Origin of the sequence: Stieleria magnilauensis (genome assembly GCA_007753675.1) — a bacterium.
GTDB lineage: Bacteria > Planctomycetota > Planctomycetia > Pirellulales > Pirellulaceae > Stieleria > Stieleria magnilauensis.
The window spans coordinates 4,715,335-4,736,645 of sequence record CP036432.1 but is presented as its reverse complement, the minus strand read 5'-3'; the positions used below and the strand labels follow the sequence as shown (position 1 = coordinate 4,736,645).

Below are 21,311 nucleotides of genomic sequence, written 5' to 3'. Positions count from 1 at the left end.
TAGCATTCTTGCATCGACGGCTTTGGCGTTTATCTAGGTCTCTCGGTCTACGTGAAGATTGGATCAATCAATGGAACATTCCAGTTCATCTGTTCGTGTCACGGTGATTCTGTTGTCGCTCGGATTGACGGCGATCGCGACGGCTAGCTACCTGGTGGTTGTCGATCGCAGCAGCGGAATCAATTTGTTCGAAGCATTGAGTGCGGCGATTTTTGCATTGTTGTTCGGTTGGATAGCGTTTTCGTTTGTGCTCGCAACCATCGGATTTCTCACGCTGCACAGTCGACGTCGCATGTCGAGGACGTTAGCTCCGCCAAACAACGCTGGGGAGCACTTATTAGCGGTAGGGCGCGAGCCCTCCGGTGTCGTGGTGAAGATGGGGAACCGGAGGGCTTGCGCCCTGCCGCTAAAACCTGGTAAACCACGGACGATCAATGCTTCACCACATCACCCGCCAGACGCGTCACAACTTGCGGCCGAGCAACAGCTTTCTGATCGCCACGATCCGCAAGGGGCTGAACCAGCGATCGGCGAACCGCAGCGCACTGCGGTCTTGATGCCGGTGTACAACGAGGCACCGGAACGCGTCATTGCAGGCATCGAAGCGATGGTTGACGATCTGCGCACTCACCACGCGACGAATCAGTTCGACTTTTATCTGCTCAGCGATACGACGCAATCAGAAGTCTGGTTGCAGGAGGAATTGGCGTGGTCTCAGTTTGTTGAGCGCGTTCCCGACTGCCGAGTTTTCTATCGGCACCGGCCGCACAACAAGTCACGAAAGGCAGGCAATATCGCTGACTTTTGTATCCGCTGGGGCGCGAGCTATCCGTACATGATCGTTTTGGACGCGGACAGTTTGATGTCGGCTGAAACGATGCTGGAGATGGTCGCGCGGATGCGAGCGGATAGCCAGTTGGGAATCCTTCAAGTCCCCCCGGCGCCGGTCGGTCGGAATTCATTGTTCGCGCGGTTGCAACAGTTTGCCGCGCACACGTACGGTCCGATCTTTGTCGCCGGATTCGCCAAGTGGGCGGGCGATGACGGAAACTACTGGGGGCACAATGCAATCATCCGTGTGCGTGCTTTTTTGGAGCATTGCGATTTGCCGGTGTTGCCGGGGAAAGAGCCCTTGGGGGGAGAAATTCTCAGTCACGATTTCGTCGAAGCCGCGTTGATGGTGCGTTCGGGCTGGAAGGTTCAGGTCGCGACGGATTTGGAAGGGAGCTTTGAGGAATGTCCGACCACGCTGGCCGACTATGCCCAACGCGATCAACGATGGTGTCAGGGGAATTTACAGCACGCCAAACTGCTGGCGGCCGAGAAGTATCGAATGCTCAGTCGATTCCACTTCGCTAGCGGTGTGTTGTCTTACGCCGCGTCACCGATTTGGATTGTGTTCATGATGCTGTGTCTCTCCGGGATGCTTTATGACAGCTGGACCTACCCCACCGAATCAATCGGCGACAATGTCCCAACGGTCGGGGTGATCGTGCTGTTTTGCATCTCCATGTGCCTGTTGTTCTTGCCCAAGCTATGGAGCGTGATCCATGTCTTCACCGACCGCGATCGAGTCCGGGCGGTCGGCGGGCGAACGCGTCTGGTTTTAAGTACGGTTGTGGAGTCGATCTTTTCCGTCTTGTTGTCCCCGATCATGGCTCTCTATCACAGCTGGTTCGTCGTCGCGGCGCTGACCGGAACGAGTGTCAGTTGGGCGACGCAGAATCGCAACGAACATTGTTTGGCGTGGAAAGACGTCGCACGGCAGTTTTGGGGCTTCACCGTGATCGGTATCGCATTGACCGCTTTGATCGCATGGTGGATGCCTACTTTGCTGATCTGGTTTTCACCGGTGCTGATTGGACTGGTCGTGTCCATTCCGTTGGCAAAGCTGGCGGCGAGTACAACGGTGGGCCGAGCACTGAAACGTGCCGGATTGCTGCTGACTCCTCAAGAGTCTGTCCCCTGCGACGTGATACGGTCTCACCGCCTCGCCCTGGATCGGTTGGAGGAGAAACCTGCGCGGACCGACGAGTTGTTCGAGCGATTTATTTGCGATCCGTCGCTGCATTCCTTGCACCAACAGATCCAGCTCGCAAGCGATGCAAGTGTGACCATGCATCCTGACGACGCGATTAAGCTGCGCCAGTCGATCGATCTGGGCGGCGTGCGGTCGATTCCCCAGCCGTTGCGGCGAGCCGTGTTGTTGGACTACGAAGCGTTTCGCGAATTGCACTTGGATGTGGTGCAGGATTGGCAACCCTTGCCGGAAAACATCGATGCGTGAACGACGTCGACGAACTGTGGCCAGCCTGGTGTCGCCAGACGTTGAATCTTGAAACTGGCACGCTCTGCCCGGATCCGTTCTAATGGAGCCCCAACGCCGGGCCACCTGAGGCCGACGAACGTCTGGCGGCCGGTCGATGTCTTTTCTTCCGCACTCGCGGGTCAATCGCAATTTGTTTCACAGTTTGTTCGCCGCGAACAGCCTAACTGGATTTCAACGATGCTCTCCTTTATCAAGCGACTGTTCGGACAACCATCGAATGTAATTGATGTTGGACCGCCGACTGGCAAAACCGGAAATCTCTGGACGGAAGACGATTACTCGCATCTTGATTCAGATCTGGCGACCGTTGGTGGAAAGGAGTTTGCGGACTTTTGCGTCGAGCAGGGGACTTGCGAAATTACCGGCGAGGTGCTCGACAAGTTCAAAGAGATCTTGAAGCGTTTTCCTACCGATGACGAAGAAGAGTATGACTTCCTTGGCGTCGTCGTTCGTCAGCGATTGATCGCCGCGAACCTGCTGCCGGAGGGTGACCCAGGGCGGTACCAATACCGGGTTGCGCAGTGGGGATCGAGCCTCGCCAAACACGGCTAGGGTTACCCGATGGAATGAAACCCGTTTTGGAATACCCCAGTTGCCCTCACAACGACTGAAAATCGTTCTGTTTCTGATCGCGATGTCCGCTGGTGCATTGGGCACCTACTTCTATGCGCGAGTTGGTGTCGGCCTTGGTCCAGGTGGAGAAACCTGGCACGCTGTCGTCATTGACGAAGGGCTGTGCACGGGAGTGCTTCCGCGGAAGGTGGAATACAGAGAGATTGCAAGCCAAAGCACCCAATTTCCAGTTCGTGAGTGGAGCGGATGGCTGGAAGAGAGCGGTTACTCAATCGCCGTCATCCCGGTCGAGCTTCGGACCAAACGCGAGCAATTAAATTTGATCGAGAACTCAGCCGTCGGCCTGGCGTCCGAATACGATGGGTACGTCATGAGTAGCGTCCCCGTGATTGCCGATGGTTACGAGGGAAGGCATCAGCTGATCGACACCGGTTCCATTATTTTTGATCAATACATGTTCGTCGTGGGCCAAAAAGCAATCACTGCCAAGGCTCATTATCGGACCGGCGCACGCCCGAGACGTTTAGTCGAACATTTCTTGGCAAGTTTCCGGTTAAACGACGCTGAAGTCGAGCACCAAGTGTCCGGCACCGAAACCACGGATAGGTAAGTGACCCAAGGTGTGATCAAGCAGCGGCGGACTTCCCGGTGACTGGCGTCGTGTGGTCATCTATTCCCTGCGTTTGACGAGGTGTTAGCGGCAGGGCGCAAGCCCTCCGGTCCCCCATCGTTCCCGAGACACCGGAGGGCTCGCGCCCTACCGCTAAAAATGCTTCACAGCGTTGGCCATCGGGGATCAACAGACGATGCGGCGTGTTGGACGGCGCAATGGGCACCGCGGGTCGGGTGAACCGTGTTGTTCAACCCCGTGGGACGTCGATTGTCTAAGTGACGGATTTGATCGAAGCGGAAGACGCCAAGACTTTTGCAGCGTGAGCCCTCTCTGGCGTTTGCTTGCTGCGCAAACGCCGTCTCTCCCAGAGGGAGAGAATCGTGGACGGCCGTTATTCGCACCAGCAATGAGGCTTGTCCGGCTTGGTATCGCGAGTCGTTGACTCTTGAAACTGGCACCCTCTGGCTGGATCCATTCTAATCGAGTCCGATCACCGGCCCACGTGAAGGGCAGACAAAGTTCTGGCGTCCGATCGATCTCCGTTCCTCTGCATGCGCGGATCGATCACAATTCATTATCTGACAGAAACCACAAACCGCGACGTGACTGTAATGAACGAAGATGGATCAAGCCAAATTCCACTGACTCATCGACGGGCGTGATGAAGCACTACAGGACTGGACCTGAGACAAAACGGCTCCATCATCGTGCCTTCACGGTTGACGATGCCGAAGCGTTTTTTGTGCTCAACAGCAACCCGGACGTCATGCGGTTTACCGGGGAGCTGTTGGTCCCGTCGCTGGAGGTGGCGATCGAAGCCATTGCAGGCTATCCGGATTTCGACGAAGTCGGGTACGGACGATGGGCTTGCGTACTCAAGAAAACGCAGACCGTCATCGGATTCTGCGGGCTGAAATACCTGCCCGATCTCGACGCGGTTGATCTCGGTTATCGATTCCTTCCCGAATTTTGGGGACAGGGTATTGCTACAGAGGCTTGCAGGGCCAATCTGGAGTTTGGCTTCCGCGAGCTCCGCCTCGATCAGATTGTCGGATTGGTGCTTCCCGATAATGCCGCATCCATTCGTGTGCTGGAGAAGGTTGGCATGCAACCCGAGGGCGATATGGTTTACGATGGTATGAAGGTTTTGCGTTTTGCCAAACGACGGTAGAACGGGCCCGTTCTGCAAGGGAAATTTCGATGAACCGATCACCTTTTCTCGTCGTCGCCATGTTGGTCGCCGGTTCCGTTGGATGCGATTTGGTGACGCTCGATGGGCCGATTGGCGACCCTTTAATGGAAACTGAGAAAGCCACTTTCGTGGGACGCTGGATCAATGACGCGTCCGACGTCTTCGAGTTGAGGCTGACGAACGACCAAAAGCTGGTGATGGGCTCCATTTCATGGGATGACGATCGACAACAACATCGAGCGGCGAATTCTGTGATTGATGCCCGCAAAGTTGGCGAAGCGATCTACTTCTTGGCCCATGAGGACCCGCAGGACATAGGGTTCGTTCGGATCATACGGGAACCTGAACTCAATGGGCAGACTCAGTTCAAGATGTTGGTGCCTGACGCTGCAAAGTTCCGCACGGCAGTCGAAGCCGGAAAGCTCGCCGGGAATGTCCTTCCGCGAAAGAACTCCAATTACACCGTGCGGATTTACGCCGATTCACCGTTGACCGAACCCGTGTTTTCATCGGAAGCGTATTCGGATTGGTACCTGGTCAAAGATGCGTTGACCTTTCGCCGCATCAAACGTTTTGACTAGAGGCGTAAGAAAGCAGCGCCATAATACTTACCGGTATACATCGATTCGTGAACGTTGACGGATGCCAAAACTTGACGACTGCGAACGCGTGATGCGTGCACCAAAACGGTCGTTGAACGATCAATCGTCGTCGACTTTGCGCGAAACACAAGAATGTCGGCCGTTCTAACGGATTCGACCTTAGAATAGACCCCGTGTGACTCCGTCGAGATCGTTCGTCGAATCTGAATAGGGACAGGACCATGACAAGAAACTTACTTACAGTGCTCTGGGCTGGATTGCTGGCAAGCGTCTCGATGGTCGGGATATCGCCAGTCTTCGCCCAAACGCCTGCTTTGCCGAAAGGCGTTGAAAGTGAGTTTGAGACGGAGGAAGGAGCGGTCGTGAAAGTGTTCTCCGCGGAACAAGACGGGCATCGGTTCGTCGCCTACCTGGTCAAATGGAAGGACTTTGAGGTGATCGTGAGTGACCCGTTGGCCCGCAGTGATTTCCAAGCGGGTGACTCCATCCAGTTCATGGCACAAAAGGTACGCCTACCCAATGTTTCGACCTTGAATTTCGTCCTTCTTTCAGCGCCCGCGGAAGTCGAACGGAAAGGAGCCGAAGCCGCGGTGTCGCCTGCGGAACGGAAACGCATGATGGATCTTGTCGGGGGTGATCTGGATGCGGCGAGAAACGAGACCGAGCGTTTCTATGCGTTGAACCGGGCTGCGAAGAATGCGTTGAAAGATGGAAAGACGGAGGAAGCTCGGAAGCTCGCCGAAGAACTGTTGCGACGCGCCCAGACACAACGCGAGGACTGGAACTACGGCAACGCCATCCAGGACGGGAATCAAGTGCTGGGGCGTCTCGCCCTTGCAACGGGCGACATCGCCGAAGCAAAAAAACGTCTGCTGGCGTCCGTCGATAGTCAAGGGTCACCGCAAATGAATTCGTTTGGCCCCAACATGCAACTGGCCAAAGAACTTCTTGCCGCCAACGAAAAGCAAGTCGTCTTGGAATACTTTGATCTTTGCCGAAAATTCTGGAAGCTGGGCGTTGATCGATTGGATGCCTGGACTGAAGCGGTGGAGAACGGAGAGACGCCGGATTTCGGCGCAAGTCTTGACTACTGAATGTGACGTTGAGTGCTCCGTCGTCTGTGGCTCCGCGGTGCCAAGATTGAGAGGAACCTGTTTCCAGGGGAACAGGGGGTGGACGACGTGCTTCAATCGCGTTTCATGACCATTTGCGGGACATTAATAGATGCATTTTCGGCGAGATTTCCGGCTTCGTTTCGGCCGATTCGGTTTGGTCTTGATCCTTGTTCTTCAACTGGTCGGATCAAGCGTCGCCTTTGCAGACGTTCATCTGGCAAATGTGTTTGCCGATCGGATGGTGCTGCAGCGCGAACTGCCTGTCCCGGTCTGGGGGACTGCGGAACCGGGGGCGAGTGTCTTGGTTGCGTTCGATGGCCAGTCCCATACGACGATCGTCGATGAACAGGGGCGCTGGCGGGTGACGCTGGCGGCGATGTCGGCATCCGCGTCTCCGCGCGAGTTGGTCGTGCAGTCTGAAGGCGATCGAGTGGTTCGCAAGAACGTTTTGGTCGGTGAGGTTTGGTTGGCAGCGGGTCAGTCGAACATGGCGTACACGGCAGGCGCGATGGCAAGTCGACTCGCCGAGGGACAAGACTTGGTTTCAGCCGCCGACTTTCCCGTGATTCGATTCTGTCGAATCAACGAACCGGATTCCCCCCTGCCGCTGGACGACCTTCCCACGGTCGCTCGCTGGGATGTCTGCACGCCGCAAAGCGTGCTCCAGCATTCCGCCGTGGCCTTTGTCTTCGCGCGGCGATTGCACCAAGCATTGCAAGTTCCCATCGGTGTCATTGACTGTTCCTGGGGCGGCAAGCCGATCGAACCGTTCATTCCGGTGGAAGCCTTCGTCGGCCATCCCACCCTGGTTGAACTGGCTGCGCGGGCAAAAGCGGGCGATATCGAAGGCATCCAGGCCATGCCCGGCGGAACGTACGTTCGCAATTCCAGCTGGCTGGCGGGCACGATTTACAACGGACGCATCGCGCCCCTGGTGCCTTACGCCATTCGTGGGGCGATTTGGTACCAGGGAGAATCCAATAGTGGCCGAGGCGAGGATCCGCGTGACTATGAACACAAAATGCGAGCGTTGGTCGAGGGCTGGCGGCGCGTCTGGGAACGCGACCGTTTGCCGGTCTACTTTGTTCAGTTGCCACAATGGTCCAGTTACGCGTGGACGTACCTGCGGGAGGAACAGCGGCGTGCCCAAAGTCTGCCGCACACCGGCATGGTCGTGACCATCGATTTGGACAACGGCAATGACATCCACCCGCCCAACAAGATCGACGTCGGCGAGCGATTGGCGAGGTGGCCGTTGGCCAATGAATACGGGCGTGCGATCGAAGCCAGTGGGCCGATGTTTCGCGAGGCGAAGATCCACGAAGCAACGGTGACCGTTTCATTCGAGTATGCCGGATCGGGCCTGATGGTGGGGCGTGTCGCGGGCGTGCAGTCGATCCAGCCGAGTCACGATGATCGGCTCAACGGGTTCGAATTGATCGGGCGAGAGGGGCGGTGGCAGGCTGCGAATGCCCGGATCGAAGGGGACACGGTGGTCGTGTCGAGCCCCGATGTGGCGCAGCCGATCGCGGTCCGCTATGCGTGTCATCCGGAAGCGAAAGCGGGCGAACCTTGGAATCTGTATTCGCGCAAGGGGTTGTCGGCGTCACCGTTTTGTTCCGATTGGAAGCTGATGCCGTACGATGCCGGGAAGAATCCGATGCCGGCGAAGTGAGGTTCGACGAAGGGCGGGGCAAAACGATGGGGGCAAAACGATGGGAGTTGGAGGAATGCAGAATGTTGTTGGGCGATGGGATGGCAGAATGATTCGGGGCAGAATGATCTTGAACTAAGGTCGGAACAGCAGACGGAAGTGACTGTTTCTCATCATTCTGCCACTCCATCATTCTGCCAACTCATTGTTTTGCCCTCGACCGCGTCAATCCGCCAGCGGTTCGAATTCGAGGATGGGTTGATCGACTGCCAGCGTGTCGCCGATGCTGGCCGTGATCTTTGAAACGCGTCCTTCGCGTTCGGCCCGCAGGACGTTTTCCATCTTCATCGCTTCGATCACCGCCAAGTCCTGACCCGCGTGCACTTCGGTCCCCTCTTCGACTCTCAGTTGTGTCAGCAGGCCGGGCATCGGCGAGAGCAGGAAGCGGCTCATATCCGGCGGTTCTTTGAACGGCATGCAGGCGAGCAGGTCAGCGGCGCGCGGGGTCAAGACCATGATGTCGATTTGGGAACCCCAGTGGAACAGACTGTAATGCATGTTGCGGCGTTCGACCTGGATACAAACCGTTTCGCCGTTGACCGTGCCTCGGAATAGCGGTTGGCCGAATTGCCAGTCGCTGATCACTTGATAGGTGTCCGTCCCGTAGGTGATTTCATGGCCACCGGGCAGCGGGCGCATGGCTACCGGAGACTGCTGGCCGTCGAGCATGATGACCCAGTGATCGTCGATGTTGCGTTCGTAGCCGGGCAACTGGCCGCTGATCCCGGCGGCCCGGTCCATGTAGCGTCGATGGATGGCGGCGGCGACGACAATCAGCAACGCCGGGTTCTCGTGCACCAAGTCCGACGGATGGAAACCGTCGGGATACTCCTCGGCGATCAGATTGGTACTGATGTTGCCGGCCCGGAAACGCGGGTGTTCGATCAGTGCGGCCAGGAAGCTGATGTTGTGCGACACGCCGCGGATGTAGAACTCGTTGAGCGCTTCGCGCATGTGTCCGATCGCGGCGTCACGCGTTGTACCGTACGTGATCAACTTGGCGATCATCGGGTCATAGTGCATCGAGATCTCTGCACCTTCGTAAACACCGGTGTCGACGCGAACCACGTCGCTTTCTGGCGGCGGACAATAGCGAACGAGTCGACCGATCGATGGCAGGAAACCGCGGAGCGGATCTTCGGCATAGACCCTCGATTCGATCGCCGATCCGTTGAGTTGGACGTCGGACTGGGACAACGGCAACACTTCGCCGGCTGCGCTGCGAATCATCAATTCGACCAGGTCCAACCCGGTCACGTATTCGGTCACCGGGTGTTCCACCTGCAACCGGGTGTTCATTTCCAGGAAGTAGAAATTGCGGTCATTGTCGACGATGAATTCGACGGTTCCGGCCGACTCGTATTGGACCGCGCGGGCGAGCGCGACCGCCTGGTCACCCATCGCCGAACGGGTTTGGGCGTCCAGGAAGGGCGAGGGGGCTTCTTCGATGACCTTTTGATGGCGTCGTTGGAGTGAGCATTCGCGCTCACCGAGATGGATCACGTTGCCGTGTTTGTCGGCGATCACTTGGATTTCGATGTGCCGCGGTTGTTCGATGAACTTTTCGATGAACACGCGGTCGTCACCGAAGGATGTTTTCGCCTCACCGCTGGCGCGTTGGAATCCGTCACGGCATTCGTCATCGTTGCGGGCGATCCGCATCCCTTTGCCGCCTCCGCCGGCGCTGGCTTTGATCATCACCGGGTACCCGATTTCTTGGGCAATCGTGACGGCAACGTCCGGGGACTCGATGATGTCGGCGTGACCGGGGACGGTGTTCACGCCGGCTTCTTGCGCCAATTTCTTGGACGTGATCTTGTCGCCCATGTTCTTGATCGCATGGACGTTGGGGCCGATGAACGCGATGCCAGCTGCTGCCAACTGTTCGGCGAAGGCAGCGTTCTCGGAGACGAATCCGTAACCGGGGTGGACGGCCTGAGCGCCGGTGTCGCGGCAGGCCTGGACGAGTTTGTCGATCACAAGATAGCTTTCGGCCGACGGCGGTGGGCCGATCAACACCGCTTCGTCCGCCATCGAGACGTGGAGCGCATCGCGATCCGCTTCCGAATAAACGGCGACCGTTTGGATGCCCATTTTGCGGGCGGTCTTGATGACGCGGCAAGCGATCTCGCCGCGATTGGCGATCAGTATTTTAGTGAACATGATTTTGAATGACCAATCTTTTAAAGCGGAATGTTTCCGTGCTTCCGCCAAGGGTTCTCCAGTTTCTTGCTGCGCAGCATGGCCAACGATCGGCAAATCCGCTTGCGTGTCATCCGCGGCATCACCACGTCGTCGATGAATCCTCGCCGTCCGGCGATGAACGGGTTGGCGAACTTGACACGGTATTCTTCGGTCAGCGCGGCGATTTTTTCAGGATCGCCCAAGTCCTTGCGGAAGATGATCTCGACCGCGCCCTTGGGACCCATGACGGCGATCTCCGCACTCGGCCATGCCAGGTTCACGTCACCGCGAAGGTGTTTGGACGACATCACGTCATAGGCACCACCGTAGGCTTTGCGGGTGATCAACGTCACCTTAGGGACGGTGGCTTCGGCATAGGCATACAACAGCTTCGCACCGTGCTTGATGATTCCGCCGTATTCCTGGGCGGTTCCCGGCATGAATCCGGGGACGTCGACCAGGGTCAAAATAGGAATGTTGAACGCATCGCAGAAACGAACGAAGCGTGCCGCCTTGATCGACGACTTGATATCCAAGCATCCGGCCAACACCAACGGTTGGTTGGCGACAACACCGATCGGATACCCGTCCATCCGGGCCAGCCCGACGACGATGTTCTTTGCATGCTCGGGTTGCAGTTCAAAGAAATCCGTGTCGTCGACAATCTTGAGGATTAACTCTTTCATGTCATACGGCTTGGTCGGCGAATCGGGAACCAGCGTATCGAGCGAGGGTTCAACGCGATCGGACGGATCGGGGGTGGGGCGGTGCGGCGCGTCGGCTCGGTTGTTGGCCGGCAAATAGTTGATAAAACGCCGCACCATCGCGAGCGCTTCGACGTCGTTTTCGAACGCGCGGTCGGCAACGCCGGACACGGTCGAATGGGTCACCGCTCCGCCGAGTTGTTCGTGCGTGACCTCTTCATGGGTCACGGTTTTGACCACGTCGGGACCGGTCACAAACATGTAAGAACTGTCTTTGACCATGAAGATGAAGTCCGTCATGGCCGGCGAGTAGACGGCGCCACCGGCGCAGGGGCCCATCACCAACGAGATTTGCGGCACGACGCCGGAGGCCAGTACGTTGCGTTGAAAGACATCGGCGTAGCCGCCGAGTGACGCCACGCCTTCCTGAATCCGCGCGCCTCCGGAATCATTGATGCCGATGACCGGCGCGCCGACTTTGATCGCATGGTCCATCACCTTGCAGATCTTCTCGGCGTGGGCTTCGGAGAGCGAGCCTCCGAAGACGGTGAAGTCTTGGCTGAAGACAAACACGACGCGACCGTTGATGGTCCCGTAGCCCGTCACCACGCCATCGCCCGGAATGCTTTGCTGGTCCATTCCGAAGTCTTTGCAACGATGTTCGACGAACATGTCCCATTCTTCGAACATCCCCGGATCCAACAGCAGTTCGATCCGTTCCCGCGCCGTAAGCTTGCCTTTTTTGTGCTGCGCATCAATCCGTTTCTGTCCGCCGCCCATTTCGGCGGCCTTGCGCATTTCTTCAAGGCGTTTGACTATATCCTGCATGATGCTTCTCGTTCGATTGCGTCGAACGCTGGTGAAGGCGTTCGCGTGACCAGGTTTTCACCGCTTGGTTGAGTGACTTGCTATCCATTCCGCCGCCAGGGGCCAGAGATTTCGCTGGGCCTGTGAGCCCACGGCCAAACCGATGTGCCCGGCTTCGATCGACAATGATGTGACATCTTGGGAACTGACACGTTCTTTGATCGCCAGTGTCGATTCTGGCGGAACCAAGTGATCGCGTTGAGCGACCAGCAACAGGATCGGGCACGCGATCGCTGCCAATCGTATCGTTTCACCGGCGAGAACCATTTGATTGTTCACCAGGCGATCTTCTTGATAAAGCATCGAAACGAAGTCGCGAAACGTCTCCCCGGCGATGGGGATCGTGTCGTTGGACCAACGCTCGATGGTTGCAAAATCATCCAAGAACTGCGCATCGTTCGCATTCTCCATGAACGACAGTTGCTTTTCCGCAAAGTTCTGCACGGGCTTCATCAACTGAAACACGAACTGCAGAAATTCGCCGGGGCAATTTCCAAACGCGTCGATCAGTCCATCGACGTCGAACGTTTCCGGGCGTGCCCACAAATTCAATAATCCGTCCTCCCCATCGAACTCGATCGGCGCCGCCATCAGAATCAGGTTCCCGATCCGCTCGGGATGCAACGCCGCGTAGAGTGTCGACATCGTGCCGCCCATACAATAACCGAGCAGGCTGAGCCGTGGGGTGCGGGATCGCTGGCAAACGAAGTCGACCGCGTTGTTCAACATCGAACAGACGTAATCTTCCAGCCGCAACGCCGAATCGGATTCGTCGGGGCTGCCCCAGTCGATCACATAAACGTCAAAACCGCGGTCGAGCAACCGCCGGACCACGCTGCGGTTGGCTTTTAGATCCAGGATGTAGGGGCGATTGACCAACGCGAAACAAATCAGGACGGGTTCGGCGAAGCGGGCGTGGCGGGGTTTGAAGTGCAGCAACTTCAGCGGCGTTTCTTCGTAGACCACCTCAAACGATGTCGCCCATTTCGATGCGTTCCCTGGTGCGTCCGGTGTCGCGGCACACGCGTCGCCGGTATGGATTCGGTTCGGCAAGGCTTTCGTTTCCGGAAACAGTTGCCCAAAACTCATCGACAGTGCCCGGACATCGTCGCTCAACGTCTTCCCTTTCGCGCGGGCGTCCGCCGGGTCGAAGTCGCCGGCCAGCTTTGCGGCGATCAGGGTATCGATGTGTCGTTTCAACAGTTTCAAGAATTCGGAACTGCGGAGATAAGATTCGGTTGCCTGCCCCCACAGGTCAAACCACTGGCGGCGGTGCGTCGTCGGGTCTGCATTGGGATGGGACGCCCGTTGCAGTTGATGCGCGTTCTCAGCCGCGTGCTTGACGGCTTGGGTCCAACATTCCACCAGGGGCGGCCAGGTTCGATCCGTCGCATTCGATTCGTCGATTGGTTGGTTCATGCACGGCTCGAACTGCGTGTGGTTTCGCACGCGTTGGCGGAATGGCTGCACGGCATTGCCGTTTAGAACAGAGTAACCGTTCCCGCGTAACATGGTTCTAACCCGGCAGGGGTTTCGATGACCAGAGCACCCTCGTCGTTGATACCCCGACATCGTCCCGAAACGAAGCGGGTCCCGAGGTCGACTTGGACGGTGCGGTTGGTCAGTAAACATCGTTCTCGCCACTTGGTTCGTAGTTCATCGTCGCGGCAGCCAATGCATTCCAGCCGATGCTGCAGTCGATTCAGCACCGCGATCAGCACATCGGTCAGCGGAAACGGGTGCCCTGCGACGTCACACAGGGCAATCGCGGTCGTCCGCAATTCGTCCGGTGCCCGAGACAGGGAGTTGTTGACATTGATCCCGATGCCGATCGCCAACAGCTGGGGATGGGCCGTTGGCATTTCAATCAAAATGCCGCTCAGTTTGCGTTGCCGGCAGTAGACGTCGTTGGGCCATTTGAGTTGCATGTCGGAGGATTCAACGATCCCTTCGATCGCCTCGCAGACGGCCAGTCCGACGGTCAAGGATGCTTGGGGCAACCGCCGCTGGGGCAGCCCGGTATCGAGCAACAGCGTCAAGGTAAGTGCGCCCGAATCGGCCCACCAGTGATTCGTGCCGCGGCCACGACCATCGGTCTGTGACTCGGCCAGAATCAACACGGGGCCTGCGGCGTCCCCGTTGCGGGCAAGTTCCATCGCGCGACGATTGGTAGAATCAATCTCGGGATGGAAATCGACCCGCTCCACGAACGTCGACTTGGTCAGGTGATCCAAGTCGGCGTCCGAGAACAGAATTTCCCGTCTGGGAGATTCCCGCGCGGGGGCGTCCTGCGTCTTGATACCTCGATGCATCGCTCTTCCTTCGCGTCTTGACCGCTACGATCCTGCTTTGGTGACCAGCTCGCTCAGTTTTGCCATTGCCTCCTGGTACTCTTTCATTTGAGCTTCGGAGGCTTCACGCATGCAGTCGAGCGTCTTTCGGATAAACTGCTCGGTGCGTTTGCGGAATTCTTCGGGATCGCTGGACTCGCCGATCTGCAGAGCTTCTTCGAAGGATTCCAGCGCGGCTTCGTACTGCTGATCCAAAGTGGTGCGATGTCGGTGCGCCAATTCAGAGAGGACCGCGCCCCACTGCTTTTGGAATTCACGCACTTTGTCGACCCACACGGATTGCGGCGAGGGAATGGCCGGCCATAATGCAGTCCATTGGGCGATGGCCTCCTGTTGCATCTTCAGTCCGGCATCGGTTGCCTTCTTCATGTTTTCAAAGACTTGATCGTACACGTTCGTTTCTGTTTTCGTGGTCATTGTTTCGCTCCTTATGTAAGCGTCGGTTCCAAACGGGTGTCTGTCGGACGATCGGTCCGGCGGACGTTCCTGCAGCGGTAACAACGCTGCAGTTTTTTTAAGTGGCTTTGTTGTCCGGGAGGATCACGGTTCTCATGACCGACCATCCGATCTTGATCAAGCGGTATCCCAATCGCCGTTATTACGCCAGTCACACCAGCAAGTACGTGTCGCTCAGGGACATCGAAGAGATGGTGATTGACGGCCACACGGTGGAGATCCGTGACAGTCAGTCGGGTGAGGACATGACTCAAGCGGTTCTGATTCAAATCATCATGGAGCGGCACCCGGATAAAATTTCGTTGTTTCCCGCCGAGATGTTGCATTTCATTCTCCGGTCCAATGACCTGATGTCGGGCTTTTTCGGCGATTACTTTCGTCACTCTCTTTCCTATCTCGATTATTTGCGGCGGCACAATCCTGCCGCCACATCACTTGCCCCCATGCAATGGATTAAGTCTTGGCTGGACAACGTTTCCGCGACCAGCAAGGCCGACCCGGCCAATCCTCCGTCGTCCGAATCCGCTCAACTGGCGCTTCGCGTGAAGCAACTCGAAGAGCGGATCGAACAGTTGGAATCGGATGACGACTAGGCGGGGCCGTGCCATCCGGCGTCCGCCCAAAGTTCGCCGCTGACCGCCGAGTTGGAGATCATGAAGCAAATCGCATCGGCAATCTCTTCGGGTTTGATCAGACGTCGCAGTTGGGTGTAGGGCAACACGTTCTTGTCCAAGAAATCTTGTCCCAACGCCCTGGCCATCGGCGTGTCGGTGAACCCGGGGTGGATGATGCCACAGCGGACGCCGTGGAAAATCGCTTCTTTGGTCAACGTCGCGGCGGCCCCTTCCAAGCCCGCTTTGGCGACGGCGTAAGAGATCTGTCCCTTGTTCCCTTGCGACGACACCGAACCGAGGAAGACAACCACGCCTTGGATCAGCTCGTCCGGATCCCAACGTTTCAGTCCACGTTGACGTCGATCTTCGGCGATCCGGGCCACCATCTCGATGCCCCAATAGATCGGCGCGATCAAGTTCACTTCGGTGACTTGGCGGAACGTTTCCGTCGGATAGATCTGAGCCCGGCCGGTTTCTTTGTTGATCGTCACGGCGAGTGCGTCGCGGGTGATCCCGGCTGCCGGCACACAGATGCTGACGATGCCATATTTTTCAGCCGCCTCGTTGAAGACGCGTTTGCGGAAAGCCTCGTCGGTCGTGTCACCGAGCATTGCTTCGGCCACTTCACGGCCGGCTTTCTGGTTGATCGATTTAGCCAATTCCTGGACGCTGTCGCTGCGGTCGACCAACATCACCGCTTTGGCGCCGCGGGCAGCCAATTCACGCGCCACCGCTTCGCCGATCCCACTGGCCGCACCGGTCACGACGGCGACTTTTTCGCGGATGTTCTTGTAGACGCCCGCCGGCAGTTCGGCGGATTCTTGCAATTCTGGTTCGGGTGCTTTGGTAATCATCTCGCTTTGTCCCTGTTGGCTGGTGTTGATCGTTTCTTTTTGTGGTTGCACTGCACCTGACGGTGGCACTGCAACCTTGGTTGGCGTTTCCGTTGCCGGAGAAGCACTGTCCGCCTCGGCCTCTTGGGTGATCCCCAGCACCGAGTCCAATGCAGCCAGCGCGCCGTCATAGCGTTGCATCGCCCGCTGGTGTTGGGTCTTGGCCAGACGCAGGGCGGCTGCGGAGATCGGATTGGAAAGCCCGCTCTCTTGATCCACCATCGGAGCAACCGGCCGTGCCGTGAAGCCAGGCCAGTAACGCGTCCAGCCCCGCAACAGATCCTGCTGCAGTTTGAAGTTCGCTTCGGTGGCTTGACGCACGCCCTGGAGCATCGAATCAAGCACGTTGCTGTCTGTTTTGAACATAGGAGAGCCTCCGAGATTGAATGGTGGTGCTATTCCAAGGACAAACAGGCTCCTTGCAACGCCCGATTGCTGCAATCGCAGCAAAGTGGCAGCATGCAAACGCCGTACCACCGCAAAAAACAAGGTAAAACGGCTAGTCGATCTAGTGCAGCTGCGTCAAACGTGTGCGGATGCACACTTGAATGTGGCATTCCGCCCACCTTCGGCGACCTGCCCGCTGGGGCGGGACGGTCGAAGATTTCCGGTGGAGTAAAAAGTTCAGATTGCTGCCAGCGCGCCGTTGTAAGTGGACCGCGGCCGCTTTGGCCGATGGAGATAGCGGTAGGAGATAGCGGAACGGCGCGAGCCGTCCGGTTACGGCCGGCGGGGCCGGAGGGCTCGCGCCCTACCGCTAACAGGAACACGAGATTGACCGGAGGGCTCGCGCCCTACCGCTAACAGGAACGCTGCGTTGACCGGAGGGCTCGCGCCCTACCGCTAACAGGAACGCTGCGTTGACCGGAGGGCTCGCGCCCTACCGCTAACAGGAACGCTGCGGTTACCGGAGGGCTCGCGCCCTACCGCTAACAGGAACGCTGCGTTGACCGGAGGGCTTGCGCCCTACCGCTAACAGGAGCGCTGCGTTGACCGGAGGGCTCGCGCCCTACCGCTAACAGGAACGCTGCGTTGACCGGAGGGCTCGCGCCCTGCCGCTGACAGGAACGGCTGCGTTGACCGGAGGGCTCGCGCCCTGCCGCTGACAGGAACGCTGCGTTGGTTGTCAGCGTTCACTTCATGGATCGCTGGCGAAGGCGGTTCGCAGAGCGAACGTCACGAACGTGCGAAGGGTGTCACGAAACGAGCGACTACGCACAAAGTGGAGCGTCTTGCACTGCAAGTGCTACACCACCGCACAGTTCGTTTGGAATCAGTCTGAAGCAGGGACTGATCGACGGCCAGAAAGTCGGGATGATTCCGCGCGCCAGTGCGCTTGATTGCGTGTTTGCAGATCGCTGGTGTCTGTGGGTTTGCCCGTCGTCGTTTCACACTCCCGGGCACGGGGCGTCCCCCATGATTGGTATAGCGTTTGCTCCGGCTGACGCCATTGCCCACCGAGGAGTTGAATCTTTGAAGTGGCAAGTCTGGTGTCCTTGTTCCCGCACTCGGTGCGAATTCTTCAAGGTGCCGTATTAATCAACGTGTTGTAGAGGAGAGCCAGCGAGATGACGCGTGAAGTGGTGGTACTCAGTGGCGTGCGAACACCGATCGGAGGATACGGCGGCAGCTTGAAAGACACCCCGCCGTGCGACTTGGCCGCAAAGTGTGTGAAGGAAGCGGTGAAGCGTTCGGGCGTGAAGCCGAGCGATGTCGGACATGCGGTGTTTGGAAACATTATTCATACCGATGCCCATGATCATTATCTGGCTCGCGTCGCAGCGATCAAAGGCGGCTTGCCGCATGAGACGCCGGCGCTGACATTGAATCGTCTTTGCGGCAGCGGGTTGCAGGCGGTTATCACGGCGGCCCATGCGATCATGTTGGGCGATGCGGACGTCACCGTTGCCGGCGGTGCCGAGAACATGAGTCGCTCGCCGTACAGTTCTGCCGCGATGCGTTTCGGGGCGCGGATGAACGACACGACGTTGGTCGACATGATGGTCGGTGCGCTCAGCGACCCCTTTGACGATTGTCACATGGGTGTCACGGCGGAGAACGTGGCCAAGAAATATCAGATCTCGCGTGAAGACCAAGATGCGTTCGCGGTGGAGAGTCACCGCCGTGCGGGAGCCGCGATCGATCACGGATACTTCAAAGCGCAGATTGTTCCGATCGACATCAAAGTCAAACGCGACGTGGTTCCCTTTGAAGTCGACGAAACGGTGCGTTACGGCGTGACGACGGAAAAGCTGGCGCGTCTGCCCACGGTGTTTGATCGGGAAGGGACGGTGACGCCCGGCAACGCATCGAGCATCAATGATGCCGCGGCCGCCTTGGTCTTGGCCGATGCACAGGTCGCCGAGAGCCGCGGGCTGAAGCCGATGGGCAAGTTGGTGGATTACGCCTATGCCGGTGTGGATCCCAAGTACATGGGGATGGGGCCGGTCCCGGCGGTTCGCAAGCTGCTCGAAAAGACCGGTTTCGGGCTCGACGACATCGATGTCTTTGAAGTCAACGAAGCGTTCGCCTCGCAAGCCCTGGCGGTGTGCCGCGAATTGGAATTGCCGATGGACCGCACGAACCCCAACGGCAGCGGGATTTCGCTCGGTCACCCGATCGGCGCGACCGGTGCGATCCTGGTGATCAAGGCGCTGTACGAACTCAATCGTACCGGCAAGAAACGCGCCTTGGTGACGATGTGCATCGGCGGCGGACAGGGGATCGCGGCCATTTTTGAACACATCTAACGGCATCACTGAAACTGTACATCACAATTGAATTGACACGGAGCATGAGACAATGGGAAGGGTCGACGGAAGAACGGCATTGGTCACCGGCGGGTCACGTGGGATCGGACGCGCGATCGCGTTAGAACTCGCCCGCGAGGGGGCCAGGGTCGCCATCAATTTCTCCAGTAACGAGGCCAAGGCCCAAGAGGTGGCCGACGAAATCAGTCGCGAAGGGGGAACGTGTCTGTTGGCGCAAGCCAACATCGGTGACCCCAAACAGGCACGGGCGATGGTTCAAAAGATCGCCGATGAATTCACCCATCTGGACATTCTGGTCAACAACGCGGGGATCACCCGCGATGCGATGTTGCCCCGCATGAACGATGAGCAATGGATGGAAGTGATTCAAACCAACTTGGGCGGATGCTTTTTCTGCACCTCGGCCGCGATCCCGATCATGACGTCGCAAAGTTATGGCCGGATCGTCAACATCAGCTCGATGAATGGTCAATTGCCGGCGATCGGGCAGGCGAACTATAGCGCCAGCAAGGGTGGGATCATCGCGTTCACCCGCACGGCCGCCGCGGAGTTGGTGCATTCGGGCATCACGGTCAACGCGATCGCGCCGGGATACACCGACACGGACATGTTTGAAGCGGTCCCGCCGGTGATTCAAGCGAAGATCCGCGGTGGGATCCCGATGGGACGATTTGCCCATCCCGAAGAAATTGCCAAAGCCGTGACCTTTCTGGTCGCCGACGGCGATTACATCACCGGGCAACAAATCAACGTCAATGGTGGAGCCTTCATGTAAGGCCGACCGCGCGCGTCGGACAAGACGCCACGATCGAAGAGGTTTTTTCGAAACGTTTACAGGAGCCAATAGAACCAAGATGTCGCAATCCAAAGACAATCAAACATTCGACCCCTTCGATCCGACGGGCATGCTGAAACAAATGCGCGATTCCAACATGGAAACGTGGTCGAAGATCATGACGGACTTCGTCAATACCGAGGCCTATGCCGAATCAACCGGCGCCATGCTGGACGCCTGGCTGACGACCAGCGGACCGTTTCGCAAAGCCATGGAATCCAGCATGGCTCAGGCCATGGCTCAACTGAACATGCCCACTCGTGATGACATCACGCGTCTGGCCGAGCGTCTGACCAATATCGAAATGCGGTTGGATGATCTCGACGCGCGACTGAGCGAGGGGGCTCAATCCAACGACACGCAAACAACCAACTGAAGGGGAATCACATGACCACGAAAGAATCGACCCCAGCGGTGGACAACGGCATGCCTTCCTTCTCGGATGTCTGCGAAGGCTGGCACCGGGCCACCGAGAATCTTGACCGATTCAACCGGATGCTCACCACCGATGCCAAAATCGCCCAAACGCCGAAGGAAGTGGTTTGGACACTCAACAAGGCCAAACTGTATCACTACATCCCGGTCGTACCGGAACAGGATCGCAAACCGGTGCCGTTGTTCATGGTGTTTGCCATCATGAACCGGCCGCACGTGCTGGATCTGCGACCCGGCCACAGTTTCGTCGAGTACATGCTGCGGCACGGTTACGATCTGTATTTGATGGACTGGGGTGAACCCGGGCCCGAAGACAAGAACATGTGCTTCGATGATTACACGCTGGAATACCTGCCCCGTGCGATTCGCAAGTTCAAAAGCGTCTCGGGGGCGGAGGAGTTCAGCATGCTGGGTTGGTGCTTGGGCGCCTTGATCAGCACGATGTACGCGGCGCTGCGACCCGATGACGGGCTGAAGAATCTGATGCTGCTGACGGCCCCGTTGGACTTCAGCGACCAAGAGGCCGGAGGGTTCACGCGTTGGTCCAGCAACCCGGCGTTCAATGCCGACACGATCGTCGAAAAACTGGGCAACGTCCCGGGTGAAATGATCGATTCGGGTGCCAAGATGCTCAAGCCGATCGAAAATTACTTTGGCAGCTACAGCATGTTGTGGGACAAGATCGAAAACCCCGGAACCGTGGAAGCCTGGCACGCCATGAACACCTGGGTCCGCGACATCATCCCGATGGCCGGTGGCGCGTACAAGCAGTTGATCAATGAGCTCTACAAAGAAAACAAGCTCGTCAAAGGAACGCTGCAACTGCGCGGCGAAACGGTCGACTTGAAAAAGCTGAAAGCCAATCTGTTCAACGTGATTGCCGAAGCCGATCACATCACACCCCCGTGCCAATCCGAGTCGATCATGGACTTGGTGGGCAGCGAAGACAAGGAACTGTTTCGAGTGCGAGGTGGGCACATCGGCATCATGGCCGGACGCGGCGCCGAGAAAAATACCTGGCCGCACATGGAAGCTTGGCTATCGGAAAGGTCGGGTGGCTGAG

At 57.8% G+C, this 21,311-nt stretch carries 18 protein-coding genes; 12 read left to right on the top strand and 6 right to left on the bottom strand.

Annotation, left to right across the window (positions count from 1 at the left end; all coding sequences use genetic code 11):
• The first annotated feature begins 70 nt into the window (after window positions 1–70).
• The 7 genes from mdoH to TBK1r_RS16675 all read left to right on the top strand — a co-directional run bounded on the left by mdoH (window position 71) and on the right by TBK1r_RS16675 (window position 8,099).
• Entirely contained in the window at window positions 71–2,287 is a 2,217-nt protein-coding gene (gene mdoH / locus TBK1r_RS16705) for a glucans biosynthesis glucosyltransferase MdoH (RefSeq protein WP_145212859.1), read from the top strand.
• A gap of 219 nt (window positions 2,288–2,506) precedes the next feature.
• Window positions 2,507–2,881, top strand: a complete 375-nt coding sequence (locus TBK1r_RS16700) for a hypothetical protein (RefSeq protein ID WP_145212857.1) — start codon at window positions 2,507–2,509, stop codon at window positions 2,879–2,881.
• Window positions 2,882–2,963: 82 nt separating this feature from the next.
• Window positions 2,964–3,512 carry a hypothetical protein gene (locus tag TBK1r_RS16695; RefSeq protein WP_145212854.1) on the top strand — a complete coding sequence of 183 codons (549 nt, stop codon included), beginning with the start codon at window positions 2,964–2,966 and terminating at the stop codon, window positions 3,510–3,512.
• A 664-nt stretch (window positions 3,513–4,176) separates the two neighbouring features.
• Window positions 4,177–4,686: a GNAT family N-acetyltransferase gene (locus TBK1r_RS16690; RefSeq protein WP_419581566.1), complete on the top strand. Its 510-nt coding sequence runs from the start codon at window positions 4,177–4,179 to the stop codon at window positions 4,684–4,686.
• Window positions 4,687–4,715: 29 nt separating this feature from the next.
• Window positions 4,716–5,288 carry a hypothetical protein gene (locus tag TBK1r_RS16685; protein ID WP_145212848.1) on the top strand — a complete coding sequence of 191 codons (573 nt, stop codon included), beginning with the start codon at window positions 4,716–4,718 and terminating at the stop codon, window positions 5,286–5,288.
• A gap of 242 nt (window positions 5,289–5,530) precedes the next feature.
• Window positions 5,531–6,403, top strand: a complete 873-nt coding sequence (locus tag TBK1r_RS16680) for a hypothetical protein (protein ID WP_145212845.1) — start codon at window positions 5,531–5,533, stop codon at window positions 6,401–6,403.
• 130 nt (window positions 6,404–6,533) lie between these two features.
• Window positions 6,534–8,099, top strand: coding sequence for a sialate O-acetylesterase (locus TBK1r_RS16675; RefSeq protein ID WP_419581422.1), 1,566 nt, complete (start codon window positions 6,534–6,536; stop codon window positions 8,097–8,099).
• A 204-nt stretch (window positions 8,100–8,303) separates the two neighbouring features.
• Here TBK1r_RS16675 and TBK1r_RS16670 read toward each other — a convergent pair whose 3' ends face one another.
• From TBK1r_RS16670 to TBK1r_RS16650, 5 genes are all read right to left on the bottom strand, one after another.
• A complete protein-coding gene (locus TBK1r_RS16670) occupies window positions 8,304–10,301 on the bottom strand; it encodes an acetyl-CoA carboxylase biotin carboxylase subunit (protein WP_145212842.1) in 1,998 nt (665 codons plus the stop codon).
• 20 nt (window positions 10,302–10,321) lie between these two features.
• The gene (locus tag TBK1r_RS16665; RefSeq protein ID WP_145212838.1) at window positions 10,322–11,854 is read right to left on the bottom strand and encodes an acyl-CoA carboxylase subunit beta; all 1,533 of its coding nucleotides are present in this window, start codon (window positions 11,852–11,854) and stop codon (window positions 10,322–10,324) included.
• A 57-nt stretch (window positions 11,855–11,911) separates the two neighbouring features.
• Window positions 11,912–13,312, bottom strand: coding sequence for a class III poly(R)-hydroxyalkanoic acid synthase subunit PhaC (phaC, locus tag TBK1r_RS16660; protein WP_419581421.1), 1,401 nt, complete (start codon window positions 13,310–13,312; stop codon window positions 11,912–11,914).
• A gap of 62 nt (window positions 13,313–13,374) precedes the next feature.
• On the bottom strand, window positions 13,375–14,205 hold the full coding sequence (locus TBK1r_RS16655) for a biotin--[acetyl-CoA-carboxylase] ligase (protein ID WP_145212832.1): 831 nt from the start codon (window positions 14,203–14,205) through the stop codon (window positions 13,375–13,377).
• Between the two features lie 24 nt (window positions 14,206–14,229).
• A complete protein-coding gene (locus tag TBK1r_RS16650) occupies window positions 14,230–14,661 on the bottom strand; it encodes a hypothetical protein (protein WP_145212829.1) in 432 nt (143 codons plus the stop codon).
• Between the two features lie 134 nt (window positions 14,662–14,795).
• Between TBK1r_RS16650 and TBK1r_RS16645 the strand changes: the two genes are divergently transcribed.
• Entirely contained in the window at window positions 14,796–15,293 is a 498-nt protein-coding gene (locus TBK1r_RS16645; RefSeq protein ID WP_145212826.1) for a polyhydroxyalkanoate synthesis regulator DNA-binding domain-containing protein, read from the top strand.
• Here the strand turns inward: TBK1r_RS16645 and TBK1r_RS16640 are convergent.
• Window positions 15,290–16,573, bottom strand: coding sequence for an SDR family NAD(P)-dependent oxidoreductase (locus TBK1r_RS16640; protein WP_419581420.1), 1,284 nt, complete (start codon window positions 16,571–16,573; stop codon window positions 15,290–15,292). The two genes, TBK1r_RS16645 and TBK1r_RS16640, sit on opposite strands and share 4 nt — an antisense overlap.
• 1,202 nt (window positions 16,574–17,775) lie before the next feature.
• Here TBK1r_RS16640 and bktB point away from each other — a divergent pair.
• The 4 genes from bktB (at window position 17,776) to TBK1r_RS16620 (ending at window position 21,310) form a co-directional block, all read left to right on the top strand.
• Complete coding sequence (gene bktB, locus TBK1r_RS16635; protein WP_145212823.1) at window positions 17,776–18,957, top strand: beta-ketothiolase BktB; 1,182 nt, start codon at window positions 17,776–17,778, stop codon at window positions 18,955–18,957.
• 52 nt (window positions 18,958–19,009) lie between these two features.
• Entirely contained in the window at window positions 19,010–19,753 is a 744-nt protein-coding gene (locus TBK1r_RS16630) for a 3-oxoacyl-ACP reductase family protein (RefSeq protein ID WP_095741929.1), read from the top strand.
• Window positions 19,754–19,832: 79 nt separating this feature from the next.
• A complete protein-coding gene (locus TBK1r_RS16625) occupies window positions 19,833–20,189 on the top strand; it encodes a hypothetical protein (RefSeq protein ID WP_372894855.1) in 357 nt (118 codons plus the stop codon).
• Between the two features lie 11 nt (window positions 20,190–20,200).
• Window positions 20,201–21,310 (top strand): alpha/beta fold hydrolase, encoded by a 1,110-nt coding sequence (locus tag TBK1r_RS16620; RefSeq protein WP_372894854.1) that lies wholly within the window; start codon window positions 20,201–20,203, stop codon window positions 21,308–21,310.
• Window position 21,311 lies beyond the last annotated feature (1 nt).

Coding starts and splice junctions, on each gene's coding strand:
- mdoH (WP_145212859.1), top strand. CDS start 71: ATGGAACATTCCAGTTCATCTGTTCGTGTCACGGTGATTCTGTTGTCG.
- TBK1r_RS16700 (WP_145212857.1), top strand. CDS start 2,507: ATGCTCTCCTTTATCAAGCGACTGTTCGGACAACCATCGAATGTAATT.
- TBK1r_RS16695 (WP_145212854.1), top strand. CDS start 2,964: ATGTCCGCTGGTGCATTGGGCACCTACTTCTATGCGCGAGTTGGTGTC.
- TBK1r_RS16690 (WP_419581566.1), top strand. CDS start 4,177: ATGAAGCACTACAGGACTGGACCTGAGACAAAACGGCTCCATCATCGT.
- TBK1r_RS16685 (WP_145212848.1), top strand. CDS start 4,716: ATGAACCGATCACCTTTTCTCGTCGTCGCCATGTTGGTCGCCGGTTCC.
- TBK1r_RS16680 (WP_145212845.1), top strand. CDS start 5,531: ATGACAAGAAACTTACTTACAGTGCTCTGGGCTGGATTGCTGGCAAGC.
- TBK1r_RS16675 (WP_419581422.1), top strand. CDS start 6,534: ATGCATTTTCGGCGAGATTTCCGGCTTCGTTTCGGCCGATTCGGTTTG.
- TBK1r_RS16670 (WP_145212842.1), bottom strand. CDS start 10,301: ATGTTCACTAAAATACTGATCGCCAATCGCGGCGAGATCGCTTGCCGC.
- TBK1r_RS16665 (WP_145212838.1), bottom strand. CDS start 11,854: ATGCAGGATATAGTCAAACGCCTTGAAGAAATGCGCAAGGCCGCCGAA.
- phaC (WP_419581421.1), bottom strand. CDS start 13,312: ATGAACCAACCAATCGACGAATCGAATGCGACGGATCGAACCTGGCCG.
- TBK1r_RS16655 (WP_145212832.1), bottom strand. CDS start 14,205: ATGCATCGAGGTATCAAGACGCAGGACGCCCCCGCGCGGGAATCTCCC.
- TBK1r_RS16650 (WP_145212829.1), bottom strand. CDS start 14,661: ATGACCACGAAAACAGAAACGAACGTGTACGATCAAGTCTTTGAAAAC.
- TBK1r_RS16645 (WP_145212826.1), top strand. CDS start 14,796: ATGACCGACCATCCGATCTTGATCAAGCGGTATCCCAATCGCCGTTAT.
- TBK1r_RS16640 (WP_419581420.1), bottom strand. CDS start 16,573: ATGTTCAAAACAGACAGCAACGTGCTTGATTCGATGCTCCAGGGCGTG.
- bktB (WP_145212823.1), top strand. CDS start 17,776: ATGACGCGTGAAGTGGTGGTACTCAGTGGCGTGCGAACACCGATCGGA.
- TBK1r_RS16630 (WP_095741929.1), top strand. CDS start 19,010: ATGGGAAGGGTCGACGGAAGAACGGCATTGGTCACCGGCGGGTCACGT.
- TBK1r_RS16625 (WP_372894855.1), top strand. CDS start 19,833: ATGTCGCAATCCAAAGACAATCAAACATTCGACCCCTTCGATCCGACG.
- TBK1r_RS16620 (WP_372894854.1), top strand. CDS start 20,201: ATGACCACGAAAGAATCGACCCCAGCGGTGGACAACGGCATGCCTTCC.